The sequence below is a fragment of the Auritidibacter sp. NML100628 genome (assembly GCF_003185985.1).
Taxonomy (GTDB): Bacteria; Actinomycetota; Actinomycetes; order Actinomycetales; family Micrococcaceae; genus Auritidibacter; species Auritidibacter ignavus.
This window is the reverse complement of sequence record NZ_QHLP01000005.1, coordinates 103,747-124,713: the sequence shown is the minus strand read 5'-3', so window position 1 is coordinate 124,713 and position 20,967 is coordinate 103,747. Positions and strand designations below refer to the sequence as shown.

Here is a 20,967-nt window from a genome sequence, read left to right as displayed (position 1 = left end):
CGGCGATGTCGATCAGCTGACTCGCGCGCGGCGGAAAGTCTCCTCGGGCTCGTTGCATGAGTCGCCTTTTGCGGCTACTTCGGGGCTACGCTCATATCTCGCAGGACTAGGCCGGCTTCCAGTGCCTCCGCAATGTCTTCGACTTCGAGCCGGACGGTCTCCTTACCGTTCTCGCGATCGTAGGCCACGAAGTGCGCCGTCTGCGCTTCGACGTCAACCGTGAGCACCTCGAGGGTCGTATCAGTGAACTCGATGGCGCGGACCGGGTTGTCAGGGTCATAGCCATCGGCCTTGAGCGTGAAGAGCTCCGTGGTGGTGCCGTCGGAGGTGTCTGTCGACATCACTCGTCCATCGATGGCCACCCAATCGAAGCGGTCTCCGCGCAGAGATGCGCGGTCGTACCCATCGATCTCGAACCCGAGGTCATTGATAAGGAGCGGATCTGTTTCGTCGGGGAGGGTAAGAGCATGTTGCTCAAAGTCGCCACTATCTATGTCCCAGACTCGCAGGGCAAGCACTCGAGTGTCGCTGTCTGGAACCAGGGTTGCTAGGTGGTACAAGCGCCCACCGGCACAGGGGGCATCCGCGGAGAACTGCAACCCCTCGTCGATGGCCTGAATGCTGATGACCTGCTCTTTCTCGCCTGCTTCGGCATCGAGTCGTGCAAGCATCTGTGACCGTAGCTCGTACTCGCCCATGAGTGTGTAGCCCGCCGCTTCCGCTTGTTGCGCGTATGGCCCCGAGGGTTCCGCGGCGCCGACGATGCTGCCGTCGCAGATACCGGTGACAGAGTAGTTGCCTTCAACCTCGTTCATCTGCGCCTTCCCGGACGCAGTCGTCACCAGTTGTTCGACATACCCCTCCTCGGTGAACCCGTCATTGTAAAGACCGACAGATCCGCCATCGCCGGTTGAGAAAATCGCCTGCTGGTAGTTCGTTTTCGGGCTCTTCGTCTTCGTCAGGGTGTCGGCCAAGTGGTAGTCGTTCTCGGTATCGGCGAACACGATTCCTGTTTCGTCCCAGTCCAGTTGGCCATTGTCCATTCCGGAAGTCCTCATGGCAGCGACGTTGCCTTTGGGGTCGATGAGGCCGACGAAGCCATCGCCGGCCTTCCCGGTGAAGCCGGCAGACTGGCGGCTGAGGTAGAACGCAGCGACTGAATTCCCCAGAGAAGCTTCCGTGTCAGCCACCTGGTTGTCTGCCAATCCGGAAGGTGTGGGCGGAGTGCATCCGCTCAGCCCTAAGCCGAGGGCAGCTACGGCGGCGATGAGAGCACGTCGTTTGATCATGGTGGGAACTCGTTTCAACGAGGCGTCGTGCCCCCGCCTGCGCGGAGGCACGACGCCAACTGTGGGATCAGAGAGTCTTGTACGTTTTGGTGTACTTGGAGTTCTTGATGTTGTAAGGATAAACTCCCGGACCGCCATTGCTGTCGAGGTCGATCCGGCCTCCGACCTTGTAGGCCGCCCACACCAACTGCGAGCAGTTCATCTTGGAGCCGTTGACCTTCTTGTTCGCCGCGAAGTTGGTGTTGTACGGCTTGCCCCGAAGCTTGCTGTATGCGTGGTTGGCCGAAGCCTTGCGCTTGGCAGTGCTGACGCCCACCGACTGCTTGACGGCTCCCTTGCCAACCGAGAGCCTTGAGGCAGCGTATGAACGGCTCTTCAGGGCCTTGCCGCCGGCCTTCTTGACAGGCGCCTCCACGATCGTACCGGTCGTGTAGTAGATGCCGGTGTGCCCGTGCTTGATGAAGAGAGTGCTGGACGGCGAGACGAAGACATCTCCCTTGGACTTCGCGGCGCCAAGGGTTCTCGTGGCGTAGGTAGAGACCCCTCCGCTTGCCCCTTCCGACGCAGCCTGCGCCGACTCTTCGCTCTCTCTCAGAGACTCCTGCAGAGCCTGCTCAAGAGTGATTCCCTGCTCGGCCGCATATGCAGAGAGCCCGTCCAGAAGCTCCTGATCCGGCGCTCCTGGGTTCAGGTTCTCAAGTTTCGCGAGAGTCTGTGACGACTTTGCAGAAAGATTCGCTGACGGGGGAGATTCTGCTGCCATGGCGGGGACCCCTCCGCCGAGGGCCAAGGCCCCAGCCAGCAGGAAGCCTGCCACGTAGTGTTTTTTGCGAAGCATCGCTGCTCCTTCTGTGACGTGTGTATCACCGGTACGTCCGGTGAACCGACCGTAAGAGCGCTCCCATGCCACTCACATCCCTCGTTCGAGGTATGGAGTGCGAGCAGGCGGTCACCTGTATCGAACTGTTATATATCCTGAAGCCGCTGCCACCGCTCTCGAAGGTAGCGTAAGGCGCAAGCCGCAAACGCAGACTGTGAAAGGGGAGCGCAGCTTGACGGTGACCCAACCCACCGGGGCCTGGGCCGAGACATCGTCTCTGAAGAGACTCACACGCTACCTTCGCGGGCCCCGCTACATCGATCTTCCCTTTCGGGTCCTCCTGCTCATTATTGCCGTCGCAGGGGTGACACCCGACTCGCTTGAAACGAACGACCCTTCCTACCTGGCATTTCAGATTCTCGCAGCTGTCCTGGTCGTCGGCGTGTGCTTCATCCCTGCCACAGCCGGTTTCCTCGGCTTCGCTGCATTTGCGGTGTTCGCGATAGTCTTCCCGTATCTCGTCAACCCATTCCAAACTGTGGGTGAGGCCGCTGTCGCGTTTGTGCTCAGCCAGCTCCGGATCCGTTTGTTTCTCCTGTTCACTCTTCTTCTTTTCGGCATCGCCCTGATCCCTGCATCGCTTGGGCTTTGGAGCGGAAAAGAGGAGTCCATCATCACGCTGGCCTTTGGATGGGCGCTCGCGGTCGTTCTCGGTCTCGTCGCCGCTGGCATCGAGGGACGCATCCGGAAAGAGATCGCTCGCCGGGAGCAGCTTGCACGAGCCCACCAGCGTAAACTCGAAAGAATGCGCCTTGATATGGCGCTGGACACACACGACACCGTTTCCCATGGTCTTGCCGCCGAAGCAGCCATCGTGCGCACGCTCGGAATTGCCGCCAGGATGGAGGGCCGTTCCGATTCCAAGCTCACCGAGCTCGCCCTGGTGAATGCTCATACGCAACAGCAACTACGCGTACTGCTCGCTCGGCTCACCGACGACCCCGATGGCTACTCCGCCACCGGTCCCTTCGAAGATGAAATGCTGCGTGCCACCGAAATGATCCGTTCTGCCACGGAAGCCGGCGGGTTCGACATCACCATCGATATCGGGCAACTTCCCGAAGACGTTCCCGGTGAGGTGTTGGAGGCCTCGCTGTTCACGCTCAAAGAACTGGCAACGAACATTGTCAAGCATTCTTCTGAGACCACCAATTGCGCGATCACTATCGACAGCCATCGCGACTCTCCAGACGCGTGGGTCATGTTCGAAGCCGTCAACCCAAGTCCAGTACCGCCAGATCGGGCACCCAGGTCACTATCGGCGCGCATTGAGCGCGTAGGAGGCTCACTGAGCATCCTCCACGACGAAGGTCTCGTAAACGTCCGGACCTCCATCCCGATCAGAGAGCAGGATCCTATGTAGCTACCTCAAACGAGGGATGCCCAGGGAGGTCAGGGTGTCGTGCTCTTAGAGCATGAAACTCCTTCTCTCCATTGCCATAGCTTCCGCCGCCCAAGTCCCACTCTCTAACGTCGCCTCCGTTCCGCTGCCCGAACCCGTTGTTGTGGTTGCCACCGCCGACGAGCCGAGTGTCGGGACGATGGGAAACCCCTACCGATGCGCGCTTTGGCGCATCACCGACAGGAAGAAGTACCAGGAACTATGCCGATGATCCATTCACCGCGAAACACCGAACCGCCGAATGCGCCCTCAGCTTCGCGCTTGTCAGTACTGATCGTCGATGACGACCGTTGGACGACAAAGGCCCTGTCGTATGCTCTCGTCACTGAACCAGATATAGACGTGCTTCCAGCTGTGCACACCGGTAAGGATGCAGTTGACAGCTATCAAATACACCGGCCCGATGTGGTCCTTATGGATATCAACATGCCTGACGGAATGAGTGGTATCGAGGCCACGAGAAGAATCCGCCGGATCGATCCCGAAGCCACGGTAGTCATTCTGAGCACGGTCTCGCCGGGACCAGGGTTGGCGCGGGCGCTGGAAGCCGGCGCCATGGCAGCCATCAACAAGACCTGCTCCGAGTCGACCCTGCGCGACACCGTACGCGGCGCTGCACGCGGGGATGACCCCAGCATGCTGAAGTTCCTGGCCCGTGACATCGTGATAGCCGGTGATTCTTTGCCAGATGCTCCACCGGTGAGTCCTGATATCACCGAACGCGAACTCGAAGTGCTCACTCTGATCTGCCGCGGTTACCGCTACGAAGACATTGCCGAAGCCCAAGGGGTCACTCTCTGGACGGCGAAGACCCAAGCCAAGAGACTGAGAGAGAAGCTCCAGCCAGAGAACCTGGCCCAGTTGATCGTCCGAGCCCTGCAGTTCCGCTACTTCTCCGCCTAGGTTGCGTTGACATCGGGGCGTGAGGTATGTTCGGTCGCCCTTCGATGGCTGGATCGGCACCGCGTCGTTCCCCGTGTCAGGCACACGGCAGACAACGTGGCCTACCCGGTCGCCGCTGAACCCCACATGGGCAAGGCACTCATCAGTAAAGTCACCAAGTCATGGCCATCGTGTACGGGCTTGCACGAACCGAAGACCTGCTTCTCGGAGCCTATATCTTGCGAAACCTCTGGCGCTCCTACACTTGGCGGAGTGACGAGGTCGTACGCAATCTCCACACCTGCCGGTTCACGAGCCACGTACACGCACATCTTGCCCCTCATGATCTGGAGCCTCAAAGTACTCGAAGATCCGCGCTGTGGGCGACCACATCGGCACCGATGGTACCCCCGCGATGGGACGAGCCACCGACCACTCCGGGTAAGCCACTGCACATGAGGGAGTGGGCGATGCGCTGCGTGTAGCCCGCACAAGCTGCAGTGCGGACGGAGCCACCTGGCGGTAAACTGGGCATGTGCGACGGCAGCGATCTGGCCAGCGAAAGCGGGTCCGGTCGCGAGTGGCACGTAGATGGCACGAGCGGCCATCGGAGCTGGAGGAGCCGCAGGATTTTCCGCCTCCCACCAGGGAAGACGAGGACTGGGCATTCTGAGAAGGCAAGAACTGGGACTTCTAAGACCCCAGCGCTTGCTCGCGGCCCGAAAGGGCTGGTGGGAGGCCCGGACCTGCAGGTTTCTGCAGGTCCGGGCCTTTTTTCGTGCCTCCATCCGAAGGACAGAAAGGACAGAGGAGAGCACAAATGAACAGCAGTATCCGATCGGCATGGCACACGAGTGGCACGAGCACCCCTTCCACCCGAGAGCGGACGCCCGAACCTGGCTGTCTAGTGCGCACACGAAGATCGCGCTAGGTACGTGGGAGATCCCAGAGGTCCAGGCCACACGCCGACGTGCCGAAGCCGAGGCAGAAGCTGCTCGCACCATCAGCTTCACCGAATACGCCGACCGCTGGATCGAGATGATCCGTACCCAGCCGAATCGCAGCGGCAAGATGCGCTCCGAAGGAACGATCCGTTCCTACAAGGGCAAGGTCACCGGCTACCTTATCCCCGAGTTCGATGACACCCCGATCCGGGACATCGACAATGAACGGATCCGGCTCATGACCGACAAGCTGGAAAAGATCCCATCCCCGCTCAACCCCAAGTCGAAGTTCAACGGAGTCACACGCCCGGTCATCATCGTTCTCATGATGATCCTGTGGCAGGCCGCCCGAGAAGACGGCATCATCGCCAAGGAGCCGGACGTGCCCATACCTCGGCGGGGGCCTGTTCGCCATGATGCGGACCACGACCCCGGTGAAGACGTGGCGAGCCCCACACAGGTCGAGGCTCTCTACGACGCCACGCACAAGCGGTGGGCCATCGCGGTCTTACTGGCCGCTTGGTGCCAGCTGCGACGCGGGGAGTGCCTGGGCTTGTAGCGTCGCGACATTGAATCGCACCCCGACGGCAGTGCCACCCTCCACGTACACAGGCAACTCAACCCGAACGCCGGGGACTTTACCGATCCGAAAAGTGAAGCCGGCAAACGGGCTCGGAGCGTGCCACGGATCATGCGTGATCTTCTCTGGGAACACCTGCGCGACTACGTAGCGAAGGAAGCCAAGGCTCCGGTGATCGCGTCCAGCTTTCAAAGAAGCGTACCGCTGTCGAACACCCGCTGGTGGAACGTCTGGAATGAGGCGAAGGACGCCGCGGACGTCGTCGACTCAGGGTTCCGATCCCACGACCTAAGGCACACCGGCCTAACGATCATCGCCCTCGCCCGACGCCGATCCGACGTCCTGTTCGCCATGCTCAGAGACGGCACGTTCTACGAATCTCGCTCAGCACAACTTGTTCCAGCAGCTTGACGAAAACGATAGAAGCACCCCCTAATTGCGGTATTAGTGCGGTAAATGAGCGGTAATTTACCGGCATTTTGCGACCACATTTTCTGCAGGGCGTGCCGTCGAGGCCCTGAATTGTATGCACAGTGGCCACCGACAAGGTTGTCAGTGGCCACGAATTCTTGTATTGGACGTTATGTGTGTTGTGACTGGCTAGTCCGGGGTGGTTGTGGTTGTTCAGGGTGCACGTGAAGTGCCCACCAGGTGTTTCCAGCAGCGCCAATGCTCAGCAGCGCCAGTGGAATCATTTGCAATCCTTGCCAGTCCCATCGGGGCACTAGCATAAAGGTCACAGCTATCAGCACTACTAGAGTCAAAACGCGCCGCGAAGACGGTTTGACGTCATCCGGTCCGCTCATCTGAGCTGCTATCATCGCAGCGACGACCACAGCAACTAACACAGCGGGTATCCACCATTGCCCCATTAAGTCAATAACGCCCAGTGACCATATGACTGCTCCCATAGCGATAGCCGCTACAACATTCCATATGTCCCACATAGGTCCTCCTTGAATCGGCTTCTACCAGGTTATTTTCAGCATCCCTGATTGACATCAATAATGAAACCGCCGATACCAAAGCCCGCTGCACAGGCGATTGCTGCTGGAGGAACCGGAGTTAGCGCCGCACACATTCCGACGTTGGCACTTATCCATGCAATGGCAGCAGCCCACGCTGATGGACACTGAGGCATTGTCTCACTCTGAGGTCCTATTCCTCCGGAACCTGAAACACCAAATGCGTCCTCATCAAACTCCCAGACCGTGATTCCACTAGCATCAGTTTCAACGTTTATAGCACCGGCATCGTACATATCAAGAATACCGGCCAACGCTTCGTAGTCATCAAACACAGTAGCGAGAACTTCGGCGTCCAAATCGGCGTCACCCGTAGAGAATCCTGTCGGCATCTCTACGTTTACGTCAGAAGAACGAACTAATTCAGCACGCGCTTCATGCCCCGCGGGGTCTGCTTCTTTCGAAATATCAATAAGCTGATCAAGGTCATCTGTGCTGATCTCTTCAAGAGCAGTTTTTTGTTCTGAAGACGAGAGGGTAGAATCTTGTGTGGCCGTAGCAGGTTGAGCTAAAAATACAGTGAGCGCTAGAGCCGCCACTCCTAGTGCCCCTATAAGCCTGCGGAAGCTATTAAACGATTTGGCAAACATGGCCTTCATCCTTTCAACCTATTTGGTGAGTGGCCTGTCATTCCAGCGTAAGAGATCACTTCTTCAGCGAACACTTGAAAAACGTTGCAAAAATCTCTACTCAGTTCCCTCAAATAAGGCGATACACTGCAATCTCAGTCAACGACTAATTGAAGTTTCCTGACAAGTCTTAAATTATCTCTAGTAACCTAGTGTAACACACATCACATTAAGCGCTATTTCTCTAATGCTGTCAAAATAACCTGCCGTTTTCTGAGGTCACCCTCCCGCCTTGTGCATCAGCCTGTCCTGATGTCATTTTCAGAAGCTGACTGCACCGATTTCAGAAGGCGGCTTCACAGACCGATACCGAGGGCTTTTCTCCCGTCAGGGCGTAGTTCCCCTGTTGGAGAGACGTGGCGGTACAGGGTTTGGCGGGTCACCCCCAGTTCTTTGCACAGCTCCCCAACCTTGGTACCCGGTTGACCCATAGAAGCCGCAGCCAGGCGCACTTTGGCTGGCGTCATCTTGTAAGGCCGCCCACCTTTTCGGCCACGGGCTCGCGCTGACGCGAGCCCGGCCTTGGTACGTTCGGAAATCAGTTCACGTTCGAACTCAGTCAGGGCAGCGAAGATACCAAACACCAGCTTGCCGGAAGCAGTCGTGGTATCAATGGCCGCACCTTGGCCAGTGAGCACCTTCAAACCCACACCCCTATCCGTCAGGTCATGGACGACGTTGACCAAATGTCGGAGATCTCGGCCGAGTCGGTCCAACTTCCACACGATCAACGTATCCCCAGACCGCAACGCCTTCAGACAAGCCGCCAGCTGTGGCCGATCATCTTGCTTGCCAGACGCCTGATCTTCGTATACCCTCTCCGGGTCAACACCGGCAGCAAGTAAAGCGTCTCGTTGCAGGTCCGTGGTTTCAGACCCGTCGGCTTTGGAAACTCGTGCATACCCAACCAACACCGGCACTCCTCCTGTCATGTATTCGATCATTTACGTGACAATCCAAGACCAATACGACGACTCAGAAAACGTGTCACTTAATCCGTCATGTATTCTATGTGACGTAATCTCTCACTCCAAGAGCTAATGTGACACTTTTGGAACAAACCGTTGTCAGGTATGATTAGGTGTAGACGATTTGTTTTCTATGGGGTTGGAGATAACTAGGATGGTTACCCTTACGGCAAGGACAGTGGAGCAGCAGGGTATGTCCCGCAGCGCGCTGTATCGTGGTGCTCAGGAGGGCCGCTATCAGCGCATTGCACGCGGCATCTATATTCCTGCTGAGGCTGCGGCCGCGGATTGGGATTGGCTTGAGGCAGCAACCCGGCGCGCGGATGCCACGATCAGTTTGACGTCTGCCCTAGCCTACTATGACCTCACCGATGCTATCCCGGCGGCACTGGATATCGCCATCCCTCGTGGTGCACGCATCCCGGCAGGGAGCCCCTCGATCGCGTGGCATTCCTTTGACCGTGACACCTTCAACATAGGCCGAAACGAGATACCGATACCCGGCACGCAGATGGTCATCGGGATCTACTCGCCAGAGCGGTCCATTACTGACGCTTTTCGGTTACGGGGCGATCTCGGGTATGACTTGGGTCGCGATGCACTAAAAGAATGGCTGCGCCGTGGCGGCAAACCGGCCCAGCTCATCGAGACCGCGTCGCGGCTGCCCCGGGTAAAACGGCCCATCCTACAAGCCCTGGAATTTCTGGCATGAACGCCGGCGAAGACGTCTTCCGGCGGATTCAGGCCACGGCACGGCCTGCAGCGGCTACCACCGGCACGAGGCCACCGACGCAGGAATACCTCATCCGGCATGTGCTGGAATCTTTCCTGGACCGACTGACCCGCACCGAACACGCCGAAGACTTCGTCCTCAAAGGTGGCATCCTGCTGGCTGCTTATGGAGCTCGCCGCCCCACCAAGGATGTCGACGCCAACGCGATCAGCGCCAATATCACCACCGAACACCTCACCAACGTGGTGCGTGACATCGCCGCCGTGGATGCTCAAGACGGTCTGATCTTTGAGACCGACACCATCGAGGTGCACCAGATTCGTGAACACGTCGACTACCCAAGTCTACGCATTCGCATCACGGTGACCATCGACCCCTGGAAGGGTAGCGCCACATGGGATGTCTCCACCGGAGACCCGATCGTGTCCGCGCCCAGAAAAGTACGCATTGAACGGATTCTGGGTAACCCCATCGAGCTGCTCGGCTACGCCCCAGAAACCACGATTGCCGAAAAAGGTGTGACCATCCTGGAACGCGGCATCACCAGCACCCGCTGGCGCGACTACGTGGACATCGTACAACTGGCCCAACACGGCTTCGACCACACTGAACTGCTACGCTCTGCCCGTGCGGTGGCCCGCTACCGCGGCGTCACGCTCGAACCAGTAGCCCCGCACCTATCCGGCTATGACGAGATCGGACAAGCCAAATGGGCCGCATGGCGACGCAAAGAAGGACTCGAAGCCACCACCCAAGAACACCTCCACGCCCAAGTCGAACTCGTCGCCTCCTACCTCGACCCAGTGTTCATCCACGGACCCGCATAGCAACACTGCGATTATATCCAGAAGTCGCCGGTAAAATCTTCACAGTATTTCTGACAAGAGATCAGTAATCACCTACAGCTCAGAAGCCGGCTACGTAACCCCAGAATCACCTGTTCAGACGCCTATTGAAAGTGGGAGCAGTGTGCAGAAGGGTATCCCCGATTTATACGCCCTACATACTCAGCGCTAGCAGCTCGGCTAGTTGTTGTGGGTCATGACGTTGAGTGCTCGGGCTATCTGGTTCACGTTCGTGCCGATCTTCCGAAGCTCTGCCCTCGTAGCGCCCTCACGAAGTGCACACCTCACCAGACGCTCAGCAGGCCCTCCCGCCCAGTGCAACGCCCCAAAGTTTTTGGGTGACGAACCGGCTGATCGCAGTTAGGTGACCTAGTTCTCTAGCTCGCTCCGTCCGGGTCGAGCACAGTTAGCCCGGCTAACTGTCTAGCCCGCTCCGCGCTGGTGGTTAGACATCTGGCCCGGTTGAGCGCAGCGAATTCCGCTAGACCGTCCCACCGGTGGGAGGCCTCGTCGGCCACCATCCGGGCAACATGATATTTTCGTACTACACTGTGTAATACGAAAATAGTTAGGAGCGTGGGTTGCGAGTTCGAGTGCACCCCAGGGTGTCTGCCAAACGTCCTGAAATTACTGAGGACGACGTGCGGACCGCGTTCGAGGAGGCGCTGCGCTCTCGTGGCAGAGAGACAGACCCGATTCAGTGGGTCGGGGTCGGCATGGACCGAAAAGGCCGACTGCTCGAGTTCATCGCTGTCGAGGACGAACCCGATGGATGGTTGGTCTTTCACGCGATGGTTGCCACGACGAAAGTTCTCAACGAAGTCGGGTTAGAGAGGTAAACCAGATGAGCAAGTACACCGCAGTCAACGGAACGCAGTTCACTGACGACGACATTGAGCGTTGGGCTGCCGAAGCCGAGTCCGAGGAGGGCTACACCGGCAAGCACATCGGTCCCCCTATACAGGGCCGGCCTGTCAGCGTCGGTGCAGAAGCTAAGCCGTTCACTCTTCGACTGGATGCGAACCGCCGGGCAAAGCTCAACAAGCTTGCTCAGGAGCGGCACACCACGCCCTCAGACCTCATGCGCAGACTTATCGACACGCTCTAGGAAGACGCTTCTGCAGGTGCTCTGAGGGCTCGTTTGGATGGCCAGCGGAGTCGTTGAAGCGACCGCAAATCCCGGAAACATCTGACTTGGTTCCTCGCATACTTTGAACACGCCGAAGAAGGTCCACCAATTTGTTTTCAGGGTGGTGCATTTGGGTACGACCCAGTGAAGTGCCCCGGGGCTTGTTCCTAGGCATTTACCTTGTTTTCCATTATTTCTTGTTTCGGGTTGCGAGCCCAATAGTCGACTTCTACCTCGTGTGGTGTCCGGTATCCCAGGCTCTGGTGGAGTCGGGCTTCGTTCCACCACGTCACCCATTCAAACGTAGCGATCTCGACCTCAATAACATTCGTCCAGCGTCGGGTATGGATCAATTCATTCTTGTATGAGCCGTTGACATTTTCTGCTAGAGCGTTATCGTAGGAATCCCCAACTGTGCCGGTCGACGGTGTAATACCAGCCTCTGTCAGCATGTCGTTAGATTTTCGTCAACGCCGTGGTCTCAATGATTGCCATTGATGATTCTCCTTCCACAGCCCCCTAATCGGGCAGATGTCAATGGGCCGCGGTGCTCGCGGTACTGGTACTGCTAGTACTGCTGGTGCTACAGAGCATAATTTTCGATGCAGCCTCCTCCTGCTCTGTCTGAACTTCGGCGATTTCGAAGTTCTCAGCTTTGAGTTGCTCAGCGAATTCCCACCCGTAGGTGATCTTTTTTCCCATTTCTTGTTCCTTTCTTTCTCGAGTATCGCTACCCGTTATCGGTATTGCGTCTCCGGTAGACGGTTGTGGTCGCTGCGGCGCTTATCACCAACCAGACCACCAGAACTATCAACACGAGCCAGAGGCCACTTTCGAGGAACTGACCTGACATAGACTCCACCAAACCTTGAGTCAAAGCCGCTAAGGGGGTGAACTGCATAACCGCCTGGATCCCGTCCGGCAGACTGCTCATCGGCACAAAACTGCCGGACAAGAATGCCAATGGCAACAGCACCAGGTTGAGGCCCGCTGAAACGGCTTGCTCCGATTTTGATATCAGTCCCACGAGTCCCCCGATGACAAAGAACACCAAGGAACCCATCAGCACACAGATGAATCCGAGCCACCAGAACTCTAGTGCGACCTCCAGCCCAAGAAAGGCCACGCCGAGCAGCAGAAATACCACGGTTTGCAACATGGTGATGGCAGCAGTCACGAGGTATCGAGAAAAGAGTATCTGCCAGCCAGTGATCGGTTCGAGTCGCAGTCGAGTCAGCAGTCCACTATTGCGCCATGCAGTAAATGTCAAAGCGGAAGCGCTAAGCGATGCGTTTGCAATGGAATAGGCCAAGATACCCGGCACGACCTGGTTGGCGACATTGTCACCACCAAGGACCTCCTGGCCGATGAGTTGAAACACAATGATGATGCCGATAGGCATCACGAATCCAAAAAGTACGGTGGTCGGTTGCCGAACATTGACGGCCACCGCGGCTCGTGTCATTCCTCCAACCACGCTCATTCCAGATCTCCTGCCTGTTCAACTAACCGAATATAGGTCTCTTCAAACGGTTCTACCTGCCGCTCGACGAGCGCGTGCGCGTCGATGTCTACGATGGCCTGGGTGATTCGCTCCGGCTGGCGTGTCAAAACTTTGTACCCTTCATTGGTCGGAGCCAACGTGACCACGCTGTCTTCTGCCGCCAATTGATCGAGCGTTAGGAGTGTTCGCACCGACAGGGTGACCAGCCCGCTGGTGTCTCGGATGTGGTCGGGTGAGCCGTCGACCAGAACCCTGCCGTTGAAGAGGATAATGACCCGATCACATAATCCGGCCACTTCGTTCGGGTCGTGTGAGGTGAACACGATCGACATACCCTGGGCTGAGAGTTCCTTGAAGTACGTTCGCATACTCCGACGAGCAAGCGGATCTACGTTGGCGGTGGGTTCATCCAGGAACAGTACCCGTGGATTACCGACCACAGCGCAGGCTACCGAGAGTCTTTGCCGCTGGCCGCCGGAGAGCTTTTCTTGGCGGACATCTGCAGCATCCTCAAGCTCTAGCCGTTCGATGACAGTCTCAGCCCGCTGGGCAGGTTGGTTACGGAACCGAGCGAATAAACGAACGTTCTCTCGCACCGTGAGCTGTTCGAATAAAGCCGCATGTTGGGGCTGGTAACTGACCAGAGCGTTCCGTCGCCTGTTCGGCGGGTAGGATGGCTCACCGAGCAGCGCCGCTGACCCAGAGGTGGGTTGCTGCAGTCCTTGTAATACTCGAAACGCGGTGGTTTTCCCGGCGCCATTTGGTCCAACAATTCCAACAAATTCACCCGCCTCAATCTGAAATGTAGCGTCGTGCAGGGCCATACGATTACCGAATCGAACGGTGACATTTTCAAGGCGTGCAAGAGTCTCATTATTCATTGGCGGTGTTCTCCCACTGCAGGTAGACGGTACGCGCCGTGGTCATGCGGCTTACAGTGTCTGGAGTGATGTCACAGAGCTGGGGACACAAATTCAGCTCGGTCATCACCGATGCAAGATCCACCGGTTCACGGACGGGTGCAGCCGAAGTGCTGGGCTTGAGAAGCCGTTGCGGGTCTAGTTCAAACCAGCTCTCTGTTGCTGTTGGCTCGAGCCCAAACTGGGTCCCAGCTGCTAGACGTGCAAAGACGGTAGTTACGGCCTGTGCTACGGTCGGCGCCGCTGCGCGAGTAGAGTGCCGATACTGACCTGCGCTATCGGTGATCACACCGACCACGAGAGGCGCCGGTAACGTGTGCCAGTACAACAGCGTCACGGTCTGTCCGTTGTGGTTGAGGTGGTTCCATAACAGCTGGTCAATGGGGTCATCCAATGGGGCGTCCACTTTTGCAACAGCAGCGGATCGCATCGCCCGGTGAAAGAGTTCGTGTTCGATTGCCATCCACTGGGCTTGTCGAGCCGCTTCTTCGACGCCGAAGGCTGACGAAATATAAGACTGCGGAGCAAGCCGATGCCCCTGTTGAGCTTCGGCCACGGTGGCAGCACAGGCTGACAAAGCCGATAGTAACGCATCACGTCTAGCTTCCGCGAAGGATTCAGTACTAAAGCCCATCCCCGCACGGGGTAAAGCAGGGTGATTCCACCCGTGTCGGATACGTGCGACGAAGAGTGGTTCTTGTAGATAGTGGTCGTCGTCGAAGTCCGCAAATATTCCGGTGTTCGGAGACATCAATGCCAGAAGATCATCGAGCACCTCCTGGTCGCTGCGTGCGTGCGGCGTACTACGCTGCTGGTTCGGTCTCGAAAGAGCCGGAGCAACATTTGCACGAGGTGGTGAAAATGGGTCGATAACTCGCTCTAGCGAACTGTCAACTGTGCGCTCATCCATGACCAGGGCTGCTTGTTGCAATTGGGATGGCAAGGCACCGGTAATCTCACGGAAGACTTCAAATGCTGCGTTCACCCCGACGATTTCGGCGACCGCAGGGCTCAGGTGGGTTGGTAGCGGCCGCCCGCGCATGGCGTATTCGCGCCAGGCAATATGCGCCGTGGCGGAAGCATTGCGCAGCAGCAAGTCAGCGAAGTTTTCAAGACTCTCCACCGGACCGTTCTGGTCGATGATCGGTCCGGTAATCACCTTCTGATCAAGGGTGAAGACGCAGAGTAATCGAAAGGCGCCACTGGCAGCGGCTTGGGAGAGCGTGTGTACCGTCGACAATGGACTGGCGGTGGTAACGAACACCCATTCCCACATTGAGCGTTGGAGATCTTCGACGTTGTGGATCATCACCGCTTGTTGCGCGCCGTTGGTTTTGAGATTATCCAGAAACGCCTGAGCAATGTGGTCATCCCCCACCACCGCGATAGGCGTTTGTGTAAACCGGCGCGCGTCAGTGCGGGGGGTGGCGGACCAGTTCGATAGGAAGGCCTCGATCTCGTTGAGGGCACTGGTTTCCGCGTCTTTCAAGGGCCCTTCGAGCAGGCGAGCGGTGCCTCGCGAGACGAGCAACTCGATGAGTTGTTCGGCAGTGCTCTGCGTACCTTGGGGAACTTGGGAAGTGATGTCGTCAACAGATTGCGAGCCGTTCATCAACTGGGTTAACGCAGTGAGCCAAGCATAGACCGTGTCCCCTTTGATGAGGTAGGACCCGTTTGCGTCCTTGACCACAGCACCCTGAGGATGCTTAAAGTACAGCGCTTCGCCTCGAACGAATGGGTAGCGTGCGTGAGTTGTCATCAATTATGCCTTCTCTTTGGTCCGTTGGGGTATGAGTGCTGTGACGCTGCCCATTCAGCCACGCGACGAGCACTCTCGACCTCAGAGATGTCCTCGATGCGGGTCATGATTGACCAGCGGATGCCGAAGGGGTCGCGGATGCTCGCGAACCGGTCGCCGGACACGAAGTCGGAGACCGGTTCGCGGATAACTGCACCACGCGCCTCTGCCGCGGCTACGACAGCATCGACATCCTGGACGTACAGTCCGAGTGAATAGCAGTCGTCTTCGCCTTCCGGTGGTGCCACGAGGTGATAGTCGGGCATCGGCTCACCAATTTGCAGAAGGCCGTGCCCGAAATCGAGCACGGAGTGGACGACAACACCGCCCATCTCCGTGATGTCGACCACGCGGGCGCCGAACGTGTCTCGGTAGAACTCGATTGCGTCGCGGGCTTGAGGGAGTGCAATGAAGGGCGTGATGCTACTTGCGCCCCTGGGTGTGCCGTGGTCGGTGTGTTCGCCATGTGCTGCTGTTGCCATACGTTGAACACTACGGACGATGACTCAGCTGGCACTTGAAGATTTACGCCAGGACCCCTCGGTATAGTTATTGACGTGATGGTACGCCTGGCAATCTCGCGTGGGGTACTCTACCCAACGACCCTCCCCTGTTTTCATCGCGAGCCGGTCGCGAGAGACCTTGCGGCCTTCGTACGGTGGTTCTGGATTCCTGAATGGCACCTCGAACCCGGACACACCTCACGTCAGCACGTGATCGGGTACCTGGCGTGCAACCTCGTCGTGGGCGACTCCGCGACCGAAATCTCCGGTCCCACGACCCGCGCGTCTTACCGCGACCTGACAGGAAAAGGTTGGGCGGTGGGCGCGTTGCTCCGCCCAGCTGCTGTCCCCGCGCTGGCCAGCGATGTGGCGTCCATGCGCGACGGTTCGCGGCTGGTCGAGGCTGCTGATCTCACGGACGCGGTCCGTGCTGCAATGGGGTCCAAGGGTTCCGGCAGTGCCCGCCGACAATCAGCTGTCGCGGCATTTACCGCGTGGCTTCGGACCCGACTGGGCAACCCGAGCGCTGAGGCCCTACTCGCGAACCGGATGGTCGACGCGGCAGAAACGAACCCGGCACTACGTAGCGTCACTGATCTCGCATCGCATCTGCATGTTTCGACGCGGACTGTCCAGCGACTGTCCGCCAAATATGTCGGTGTTGGGCCGGCGTTGCTGATTCGTCGCCGCAGGCTCCAAGAAGCTGCCGAGAAGCTCCGTGAAAACCCTACTCTCGACCTGACTGAGCTGGCACACGAAGCCGGTTATGCCGATCACGCTCATTTAACCAGAGACTTCCGATCCACTCTCGGCTTCACGCCGAGCAGCTACCGGGCCTCTCTCGCCGAGTCGCGCCCACAACGCACAGTCTGACCTGAGGCGAGCCACGCGTGCGCCAGACTCACTGAAGCAACGGGCGGCTCCTGGTGGAACAACCGGTTCACTGGCCACGCGCCGTCTGCGACGTTCACCATAACGCCACCGATGCCCTGCCGGATGGGGGCGACTGCGCGCACTTACCCTCGATACTGTCGCGACTTGGCTCGATGGCGCACCGGCGAGCTCTTACTCGCGAGCCGGCTCGGTCGATGACTTGTTTGATCTCGCGCTTGATGTGGCTCTCGCCGATGACATCGTTGTCGCCCAAGCGTTCGCCGGGGCGGTAGTCGAAGTGGTCGAAGGTCGTCGCGACCAACCCACTCACCTCGACCTGTACAACGGCACCGTCATCGACGGTGACGCATGTGCGGGTGTCTACAACCTCGCTCTCCCTGTGAGCCGGCGTCACCTATCTTGCCAGTTGGGTCACCCACATAAAAAAGAACCGCACGATAGTGCGGTTCTTTCGTGGAGGTAAGGGGACTCGAACCCCTAACCCTCTGCTTGCAAAGCAGATGCGCTACCAGTTGCGCCATACCCCCATATTTAATGGTGTGGGACCTCGTCGGTCGCCTGGTCCCAGATGTTCCGGGTTTTTGCATCACGGGCGATGACGAATCCCAATGCACCGGCACCAAGAGCCACGGCAATCGTCACGATGAGTTTCTTCATAGTGATCTCCTGTGGTCTTAGGGTCGGTGGTGGGCGTACCAGGACTTGAACCTGGGACCTCTTCGTTATCAGCGAAGCGCTCTAACCGCCTGAGCTATACGCCCGAACCCGTCTCAAGGTCGCCCTCAAGACGAGAATCAACATTACCTGGAATCTAGCGGATCTCCAAATCGAGTTTAGTCATCGGTGAGCGTGACACCGACACCGCCAACCAGGGAGGCAGAGATATTGTAGATGGTCGCAGCCAAGATGGACAGCAACGTAATTAGGACGACGTTCACCACGGCGATAATGGTCGATACCGAGGCCACCTGGCTGAGGGAGACCAGCTCTTGAATCGTCTGTCCACCGCCTTCGGTACCGAGGATGGTCCCGATCAGGGCGTTGACCTCATCGAAAATACCGGTCAGATCCATCACGGTCCACAACACGACCCCAGCCACCACTGTGACGACGCCGAAGGCGACCGAGAGCAGGAAGGAGATCTTCAGCACCGACCAGAGGTCGATTTTGGCCAGCACCAGTCGTGCTCGACGTACCTTGGCCTTCGGCGCCGGACGGACCAGGCCCTTGGTGTTCTTCTTCCCCTGGGCGGGGTTGGTGCCGGCACCGGGTTTCTTCCCGGCTTGAGCAGCCGGAGCAACTTTCTTCGGGGCCTGGGCCTGACCGGCAGGTTTTTTGCCGGGGGAGACAGGTGGTGCCTGCTGTGGACGGACTTGAGGTGGTTGACCAGAGGGCTTGTTCTTCGGCCCTGGAGTGCTCGATTGACTCACTACTGTCCTTCCTCCGTAATGTGATCAGTTTCCAAGGCTACTTCAGAATGCTGATCATTGGGGTCAATGGCAACAGTGTCAGCCGTATTCTCGGCCTCGTCTTCGGTAGGTTCCTGATCAATCGGGTGGTTGAGCGCTACAGCGACAATAGAGTCCTTCGGACCCGGTTTGGCGAAAATGACACCCATGGTGTTGCGACCTCGGATGGGGACCTGCGAGACGGCTGAGCGGACCACATTACCGGATTTCATGACCACCAGAACCTGTTGGTCCTCGGTGACCACGAGGCCACCGACCAGACCGCCACGAGCTTCTTGCAGGTTAGCGACCTTGATGCCGTAACCGCCGCGGTTCTGGAGCCGGTACTCCTCGGCCGAGGTACGTTTCGCGTAGCCTCCTTCGGTAACTGTGAAGATATAGGAGTCATCACAGATCACGCCCATGCTCAGCAGCTCGTCGTTATCTTTGAACTTCATGCCGGTCACGCCTGAGGTGGCGCGTCCCATCGGCCGCAGCGCGTCATCGGTGGCGGTAAAACGCAGGGATTGTCCATTACGGGAGATCAGCACCACATCATCATCGTTACTGACCAGTTGAGCGGCTACCACTTCATCGTCTTCGCGCAGTTTGATGGCGATGACCCCGGCGGTGCGGGGAGAGTCGTAATCTTCCAGGCGGGTCTTTTTCACTAGACCCTGCTTGGTGGCTAGGGCCAGATAGGGCTGGTCCTGATAGGTCTTCAACGTCAGGACTTCAGCAATGTACTCCTCGGGTTGGAAGGCCATCACATTGGCCACGTGCTGACCTTTGGCGTCTCGTCCTGCCTCTTGGAGCTCATAGGCCTTGACCCGGTAGACGCGGCCAAAGTTCGTGAAGAAGAGAATCCAGTGGTGGGTGGAGGTGGTGAAGAAGTGCTCGACCACATCTTCACCCTTCAGCTGCGCGCCCCGCACTCCTTTACCACCGCGGTTCTGTGCACGGTAGTGGTCGATCCGGGTGCGCTTGACGTATCCACCACGGGTAATGGTGATGACCATTTCCTCTTCGGGGATCAAGTCCTCCATGGTCACATCGCCGTCGTAGCCGTAGAGGATTTCAGTGCGACGCTCATCCCCGTGACGGTCGACGATCTCGCCCATTTCCTGGGAGATGACCTCGCGCTGGCGAATCGGGGAATTCAGGATCTCGTTGTACTCGGCAATCTTGGCCTGCAACTCGTCGTATTCATCCTGAATATTCTGTGCTTCCAGGGCCGCCAGCTGGCGTAGTTGCATCAGCAGGATGGATCGAGCCTGGTCATCGTCAATATCCAGCAGCGTCTTGAGTTGCTCGCGGGCAACCTCGGCTGAGGCGGAGGCACGAATGGTGGCAATAACCTCATCGAGCATGTCCAAGGCCTTGAGCAAACCGCGCAAAATATGGGCGCGTTCTTCAGCCTTGCGCTTGCGGTAGGCGGTGCGACGCACAATGACATCCACCTGGTGTTTGACCCAGTAGTGAATGAACCCATCCAGTGACAGGGTCCGCGGTACCCCGTCAACCAGCGCCAGCATATTGGCTGAGAAGTTCTCCTGCAGCCCGGTGTGCTTATACAGATTATTCAGCACCACCTTGGGCACCGCATCGCGTTTGAGGACGATGACCAACCGTTGCCCGGTACGACCGGAGGTCTCATCGCGCAGATCGGCAATACCGCTGAGTTTGCCGTCCCGGACCATTTCGGCGATTTTGGAGGCGAGATTATCCGGGTTGGTCATATACGGCAGCTCGGTGACCACCAGGCAGGTCCGACCCTGAATCTCTTCCACGTTGACCACCGCGCGCATGGTGATCGACCCGCGACCGGTCCGGTAGGCTTGCTCGATCCCTTGATGCCCCAGGATCTGTGCCCCGGTCGGAAAATCCGGACCTTTAATACGTTTCAGCAACTCTTCAAGAAGTTCTTCCCGGCTCGCGTCGGGGTGGTCCAAGTACCACTGGACACCATCGGCGAGTTCCCGCAAGTTGTGCGGGGGGATGCTGGTGGCCATACCCACCGCAATACCGGAGGACCCATTGGCTAACAGATTCGGGAACCGGGCGGGTAGCACTGTGGGTTCTTGCTGTCGGCCGTCGTAATTGTCCTGGAAATCCACGGTATCTTCGTCAATATCCCGGACCATCTCCATGGCCAGCGTGGCCATCTTGGTCTCGGTATACCGCTGCGCGGCCGCCCCATCGTTACCGGCCGAACCGAAGTTACCCTGCCCCTGGGCCAGCGGATAGCGCATCACCCAGTCCTGGATCAAGCGCACCAGCGCGTTATAGATCGCCGAGTCACCGTGTGGGTGGTAATTACCCATCACGTCGCCGACTACACGTGCCGATTTCGAGAAGGACCGATCGGGACGGTACCCGCCGTCATACATGCCATACAGTACACGGCGGTGAACGGGTTTGAGACCATCGCGCACATCCGGCAACGCACGGCCAACAATCACGGCCATCGCGTAGTCAAGGTAGGAGCGCTTCATCTCCGACTCGAGGTCAATGTGTTCGACCTTGTCTTGGTTGATGATCTCTGGAGGTTGTTCGTCACTCACGCTGTTTTAGTCCTTGGGTTTTACAACAGG

General features: G+C 58.1%; 23 protein-coding genes, 2 tRNA genes and 1 pseudogene. 9 read left to right on the top strand and 17 right to left on the bottom strand.

Annotation, left to right across the window (positions count from 1 at the left end):
• Positions 1 to 74: 74 nt before the first annotated feature.
• Together DCC24_RS05625 and DCC24_RS05620 are read right to left on the bottom strand one after the other, a co-directional pair.
• Complete coding sequence (locus DCC24_RS05625; protein ID WP_110098937.1) at positions 75 to 1,289, bottom strand: hypothetical protein; 1,215 nt, start codon at positions 1,287 to 1,289, stop codon at positions 75 to 77.
• Between the two features lie 67 nt (positions 1,290 to 1,356).
• Positions 1,357 to 2,127 carry a hypothetical protein gene (locus tag DCC24_RS05620; protein ID WP_110098936.1) on the bottom strand — a complete coding sequence of 257 codons (771 nt, stop codon included), beginning with the start codon at positions 2,125 to 2,127 and terminating at the stop codon, positions 1,357 to 1,359.
• 220 nt (positions 2,128 to 2,347) lie between these two features.
• Between DCC24_RS05620 and DCC24_RS05615 the strand changes: the two genes are divergently transcribed.
• The 4 genes from DCC24_RS05615 to DCC24_RS12175 all read left to right on the top strand — a co-directional run bounded on the left by DCC24_RS05615 (position 2,348) and on the right by DCC24_RS12175 (position 6,388).
• Positions 2,348 to 3,532 carry a sensor histidine kinase gene (locus tag DCC24_RS05615; protein WP_110098935.1) on the top strand — a complete coding sequence of 395 codons (1,185 nt, stop codon included), beginning with the start codon at positions 2,348 to 2,350 and terminating at the stop codon, positions 3,530 to 3,532.
• Positions 3,533 to 3,778: 246 nt separating this feature from the next.
• Entirely contained in the window at positions 3,779 to 4,474 is a 696-nt protein-coding gene (locus DCC24_RS05605; protein ID WP_110098933.1) for a response regulator transcription factor, read from the top strand.
• A gap of 822 nt (positions 4,475 to 5,296) precedes the next feature.
• Positions 5,297 to 5,956: a hypothetical protein gene (locus tag DCC24_RS12180; RefSeq protein ID WP_199446230.1), complete on the top strand. Its 660-nt coding sequence runs from the start codon at positions 5,297 to 5,299 to the stop codon at positions 5,954 to 5,956.
• 132 nt (positions 5,957 to 6,088) lie between these two features.
• The gene (locus tag DCC24_RS12175) at positions 6,089 to 6,388 is read left to right on the top strand and encodes a hypothetical protein (protein ID WP_199446233.1); all 300 of its coding nucleotides are present in this window, start codon (positions 6,089 to 6,091) and stop codon (positions 6,386 to 6,388) included.
• Between the two features lie 571 nt (positions 6,389 to 6,959).
• Here DCC24_RS12175 and DCC24_RS05585 read toward each other — a convergent pair.
• Together DCC24_RS05585 and DCC24_RS05580 are read right to left on the bottom strand one after the other, a co-directional pair.
• Positions 6,960 to 7,592: a hypothetical protein gene (locus tag DCC24_RS05585; protein WP_110098930.1), complete on the bottom strand. Its 633-nt coding sequence runs from the start codon at positions 7,590 to 7,592 to the stop codon at positions 6,960 to 6,962.
• Between the two features lie 335 nt (positions 7,593 to 7,927).
• A complete protein-coding gene (locus DCC24_RS05580) occupies positions 7,928 to 8,545 on the bottom strand; it encodes a recombinase family protein (protein ID WP_110098964.1) in 618 nt (205 codons plus the stop codon).
• A 187-nt stretch (positions 8,546 to 8,732) separates the two neighbouring features.
• Here DCC24_RS05580 and DCC24_RS05575 point away from each other — a divergent pair, with 187 nt between their 5' ends.
• Both DCC24_RS05575 and DCC24_RS05570 read left to right on the top strand, forming a co-directional pair.
• Complete coding sequence (locus DCC24_RS05575) at positions 8,733 to 9,311, top strand: type IV toxin-antitoxin system AbiEi family antitoxin domain-containing protein (protein WP_369859954.1); 579 nt, start codon at positions 8,733 to 8,735, stop codon at positions 9,309 to 9,311.
• Positions 9,308 to 10,159 carry a nucleotidyl transferase AbiEii/AbiGii toxin family protein gene (locus DCC24_RS05570; protein ID WP_110098929.1) on the top strand — a complete coding sequence of 284 codons (852 nt, stop codon included), beginning with the start codon at positions 9,308 to 9,310 and terminating at the stop codon, positions 10,157 to 10,159. Before DCC24_RS05575 ends, DCC24_RS05570 begins: the two co-directional genes overlap by 4 nt.
• Positions 10,160 to 10,357: 198 nt before the next feature.
• Here the strand turns inward: DCC24_RS05570 and mobC are convergent, their stop codons facing one another.
• Positions 10,358 to 10,465: a plasmid mobilization relaxosome protein MobC gene (gene mobC, locus DCC24_RS12610; protein WP_158524604.1), complete on the bottom strand. Its 108-nt coding sequence runs from the start codon at positions 10,463 to 10,465 to the stop codon at positions 10,358 to 10,360.
• A gap of 317 nt (positions 10,466 to 10,782) precedes the next feature.
• Here mobC and DCC24_RS05560 point away from each other — a divergent pair, with 317 nt between their 5' ends.
• Together DCC24_RS05560 and DCC24_RS05555 are read left to right on the top strand one after the other, a co-directional pair.
• Positions 10,783 to 11,016: a hypothetical protein gene (locus DCC24_RS05560; RefSeq protein WP_233491998.1), complete on the top strand. Its 234-nt coding sequence runs from the start codon at positions 10,783 to 10,785 to the stop codon at positions 11,014 to 11,016.
• Between the two features lie 5 nt (positions 11,017 to 11,021).
• On the top strand, positions 11,022 to 11,285 hold the full coding sequence (locus DCC24_RS05555; protein WP_110098926.1) for a CopG family transcriptional regulator: 264 nt from the start codon (positions 11,022 to 11,024) through the stop codon (positions 11,283 to 11,285).
• A 188-nt stretch (positions 11,286 to 11,473) separates the two neighbouring features.
• On the opposite strand, the pseudogene DCC24_RS05550 reads toward DCC24_RS05555, so the two are convergent.
• The 6 genes and pseudogenes from DCC24_RS05550 to DCC24_RS05530 form a co-directional block, all read right to left on the bottom strand.
• Positions 11,474 to 11,755, bottom strand: a pseudogene (locus tag DCC24_RS05550) (integrase core domain-containing protein); the annotation flags it as partial.
• 85 nt (positions 11,756 to 11,840) lie between these two features.
• The gene (locus DCC24_RS12040) at positions 11,841 to 12,008 is read right to left on the bottom strand and encodes a hypothetical protein (protein WP_158278400.1); all 168 of its coding nucleotides are present in this window, start codon (positions 12,006 to 12,008) and stop codon (positions 11,841 to 11,843) included.
• Between the two features lie 28 nt (positions 12,009 to 12,036).
• Positions 12,037 to 12,756, bottom strand: a complete 720-nt coding sequence (locus tag DCC24_RS05545) for an ABC transporter permease (protein WP_158524603.1) — start codon at positions 12,754 to 12,756, stop codon at positions 12,037 to 12,039.
• 29 nt (positions 12,757 to 12,785) lie between these two features.
• Positions 12,786 to 13,691: an ABC transporter ATP-binding protein gene (locus tag DCC24_RS05540; RefSeq protein WP_110098924.1), complete on the bottom strand. Its 906-nt coding sequence runs from the start codon at positions 13,689 to 13,691 to the stop codon at positions 12,786 to 12,788.
• The gene (locus DCC24_RS05535) at positions 13,684 to 15,489 is read right to left on the bottom strand and encodes a hypothetical protein (RefSeq protein WP_110098923.1); all 1,806 of its coding nucleotides are present in this window, start codon (positions 15,487 to 15,489) and stop codon (positions 13,684 to 13,686) included. Before DCC24_RS05535 ends, DCC24_RS05540 begins: the two co-directional genes overlap by 8 nt.
• On the bottom strand, positions 15,489 to 16,010 hold the full coding sequence (locus DCC24_RS05530) for a glyoxalase/bleomycin resistance/extradiol dioxygenase family protein (protein ID WP_110098922.1): 522 nt from the start codon (positions 16,008 to 16,010) through the stop codon (positions 15,489 to 15,491). The genes DCC24_RS05535 and DCC24_RS05530 overlap by 1 nt, the downstream gene beginning before the upstream one ends.
• 78 nt (positions 16,011 to 16,088) lie before the next feature.
• On the opposite strand from DCC24_RS05530, the gene DCC24_RS05525 reads away from it, so the two are divergent.
• Positions 16,089 to 16,904 (top strand): helix-turn-helix transcriptional regulator, encoded by an 816-nt coding sequence (locus DCC24_RS05525; protein ID WP_110098921.1) that lies wholly within the window; start codon positions 16,089 to 16,091, stop codon positions 16,902 to 16,904.
• 94 nt (positions 16,905 to 16,998) lie between these two features.
• On the opposite strand, the gene DCC24_RS05520 is transcribed toward DCC24_RS05525, so the two are convergent.
• The 6 genes from DCC24_RS05520 to gyrA form a co-directional block, all read right to left on the bottom strand.
• Positions 16,999 to 17,226 carry a hypothetical protein gene (locus tag DCC24_RS05520; RefSeq protein WP_146206285.1) on the bottom strand — a complete coding sequence of 76 codons (228 nt, stop codon included), beginning with the start codon at positions 17,224 to 17,226 and terminating at the stop codon, positions 16,999 to 17,001.
• A 153-nt stretch (positions 17,227 to 17,379) separates the two neighbouring features.
• Positions 17,380 to 17,452 (bottom strand) — tRNA-Ala (locus tag DCC24_RS05515).
• A 4-nt stretch (positions 17,453 to 17,456) separates the two neighbouring features.
• On the bottom strand, positions 17,457 to 17,582 hold the full coding sequence (locus DCC24_RS12505) for a hypothetical protein (RefSeq protein WP_255410799.1): 126 nt from the start codon (positions 17,580 to 17,582) through the stop codon (positions 17,457 to 17,459).
• A 27-nt stretch (positions 17,583 to 17,609) separates the two neighbouring features.
• Positions 17,610 to 17,686: transfer RNA gene (locus tag DCC24_RS05510), tRNA-Ile, on the bottom strand.
• Between the two features lie 72 nt (positions 17,687 to 17,758).
• Complete coding sequence (locus DCC24_RS05505; RefSeq protein WP_110098919.1) at positions 17,759 to 18,355, bottom strand: DUF3566 domain-containing protein; 597 nt, start codon at positions 18,353 to 18,355, stop codon at positions 17,759 to 17,761.
• A complete protein-coding gene (gene gyrA, locus DCC24_RS05500) occupies positions 18,355 to 20,868 on the bottom strand; it encodes a DNA gyrase subunit A (RefSeq protein WP_110098962.1) in 2,514 nt (837 codons plus the stop codon). Before gyrA ends, DCC24_RS05505 begins: the two co-directional genes overlap by 1 nt.
• Positions 20,869 to 20,967: the final 99 nt, after the last annotated feature.

Coding starts and splice junctions, on each gene's coding strand:
- DCC24_RS05605 (WP_110098933.1), top strand. CDS start 3,779: ATGATCCATTCACCGCGAAACACCGAACCGCCGAATGCGCCCTCAGCT.
- DCC24_RS12180 (WP_199446230.1), top strand. CDS start 5,297: ATGGCACACGAGTGGCACGAGCACCCCTTCCACCCGAGAGCGGACGCC.
- DCC24_RS05625 (WP_110098937.1), bottom strand. CDS start 1,289: ATGATCAAACGACGTGCTCTCATCGCCGCCGTAGCTGCCCTCGGCTTA.
- DCC24_RS05585 (WP_110098930.1), bottom strand. CDS start 7,592: ATGTTTGCCAAATCGTTTAATAGCTTCCGCAGGCTTATAGGGGCACTA.
- DCC24_RS05620 (WP_110098936.1), bottom strand. CDS start 2,127: ATGCTTCGCAAAAAACACTACGTGGCAGGCTTCCTGCTGGCTGGGGCC.
- DCC24_RS05540 (WP_110098924.1), bottom strand. CDS start 13,691: ATGAATAATGAGACTCTTGCACGCCTTGAAAATGTCACCGTTCGATTC.
- DCC24_RS12175 (WP_199446233.1), top strand. CDS start 6,089: ATGCGTGATCTTCTCTGGGAACACCTGCGCGACTACGTAGCGAAGGAA.
- DCC24_RS05535 (WP_110098923.1), bottom strand. CDS start 15,489: ATGACAACTCACGCACGCTACCCATTCGTTCGAGGCGAAGCGCTGTAC.
- DCC24_RS12040 (WP_158278400.1), bottom strand. CDS start 12,008: ATGGGAAAAAAGATCACCTACGGGTGGGAATTCGCTGAGCAACTCAAA.
- DCC24_RS12505 (WP_255410799.1), bottom strand. CDS start 17,582: ATGAAGAAACTCATCGTGACGATTGCCGTGGCTCTTGGTGCCGGTGCA.
- DCC24_RS05570 (WP_110098929.1), top strand. CDS start 9,308: ATGAACGCCGGCGAAGACGTCTTCCGGCGGATTCAGGCCACGGCACGG.
- DCC24_RS05555 (WP_110098926.1), top strand. CDS start 11,022: ATGAGCAAGTACACCGCAGTCAACGGAACGCAGTTCACTGACGACGAC.
- DCC24_RS05530 (WP_110098922.1), bottom strand. CDS start 16,010: ATGGCAACAGCAGCACATGGCGAACACACCGACCACGGCACACCCAGG.
- gyrA (WP_110098962.1), bottom strand. CDS start 20,868: ATGAAGCGCTCCTACCTTGACTACGCGATGGCCGTGATTGTTGGCCGT.
- DCC24_RS05575 (WP_369859954.1), top strand. CDS start 8,733: ATGGGGTTGGAGATAACTAGGATGGTTACCCTTACGGCAAGGACAGTG.
- DCC24_RS05525 (WP_110098921.1), top strand. CDS start 16,089: ATGGTACGCCTGGCAATCTCGCGTGGGGTACTCTACCCAACGACCCTC.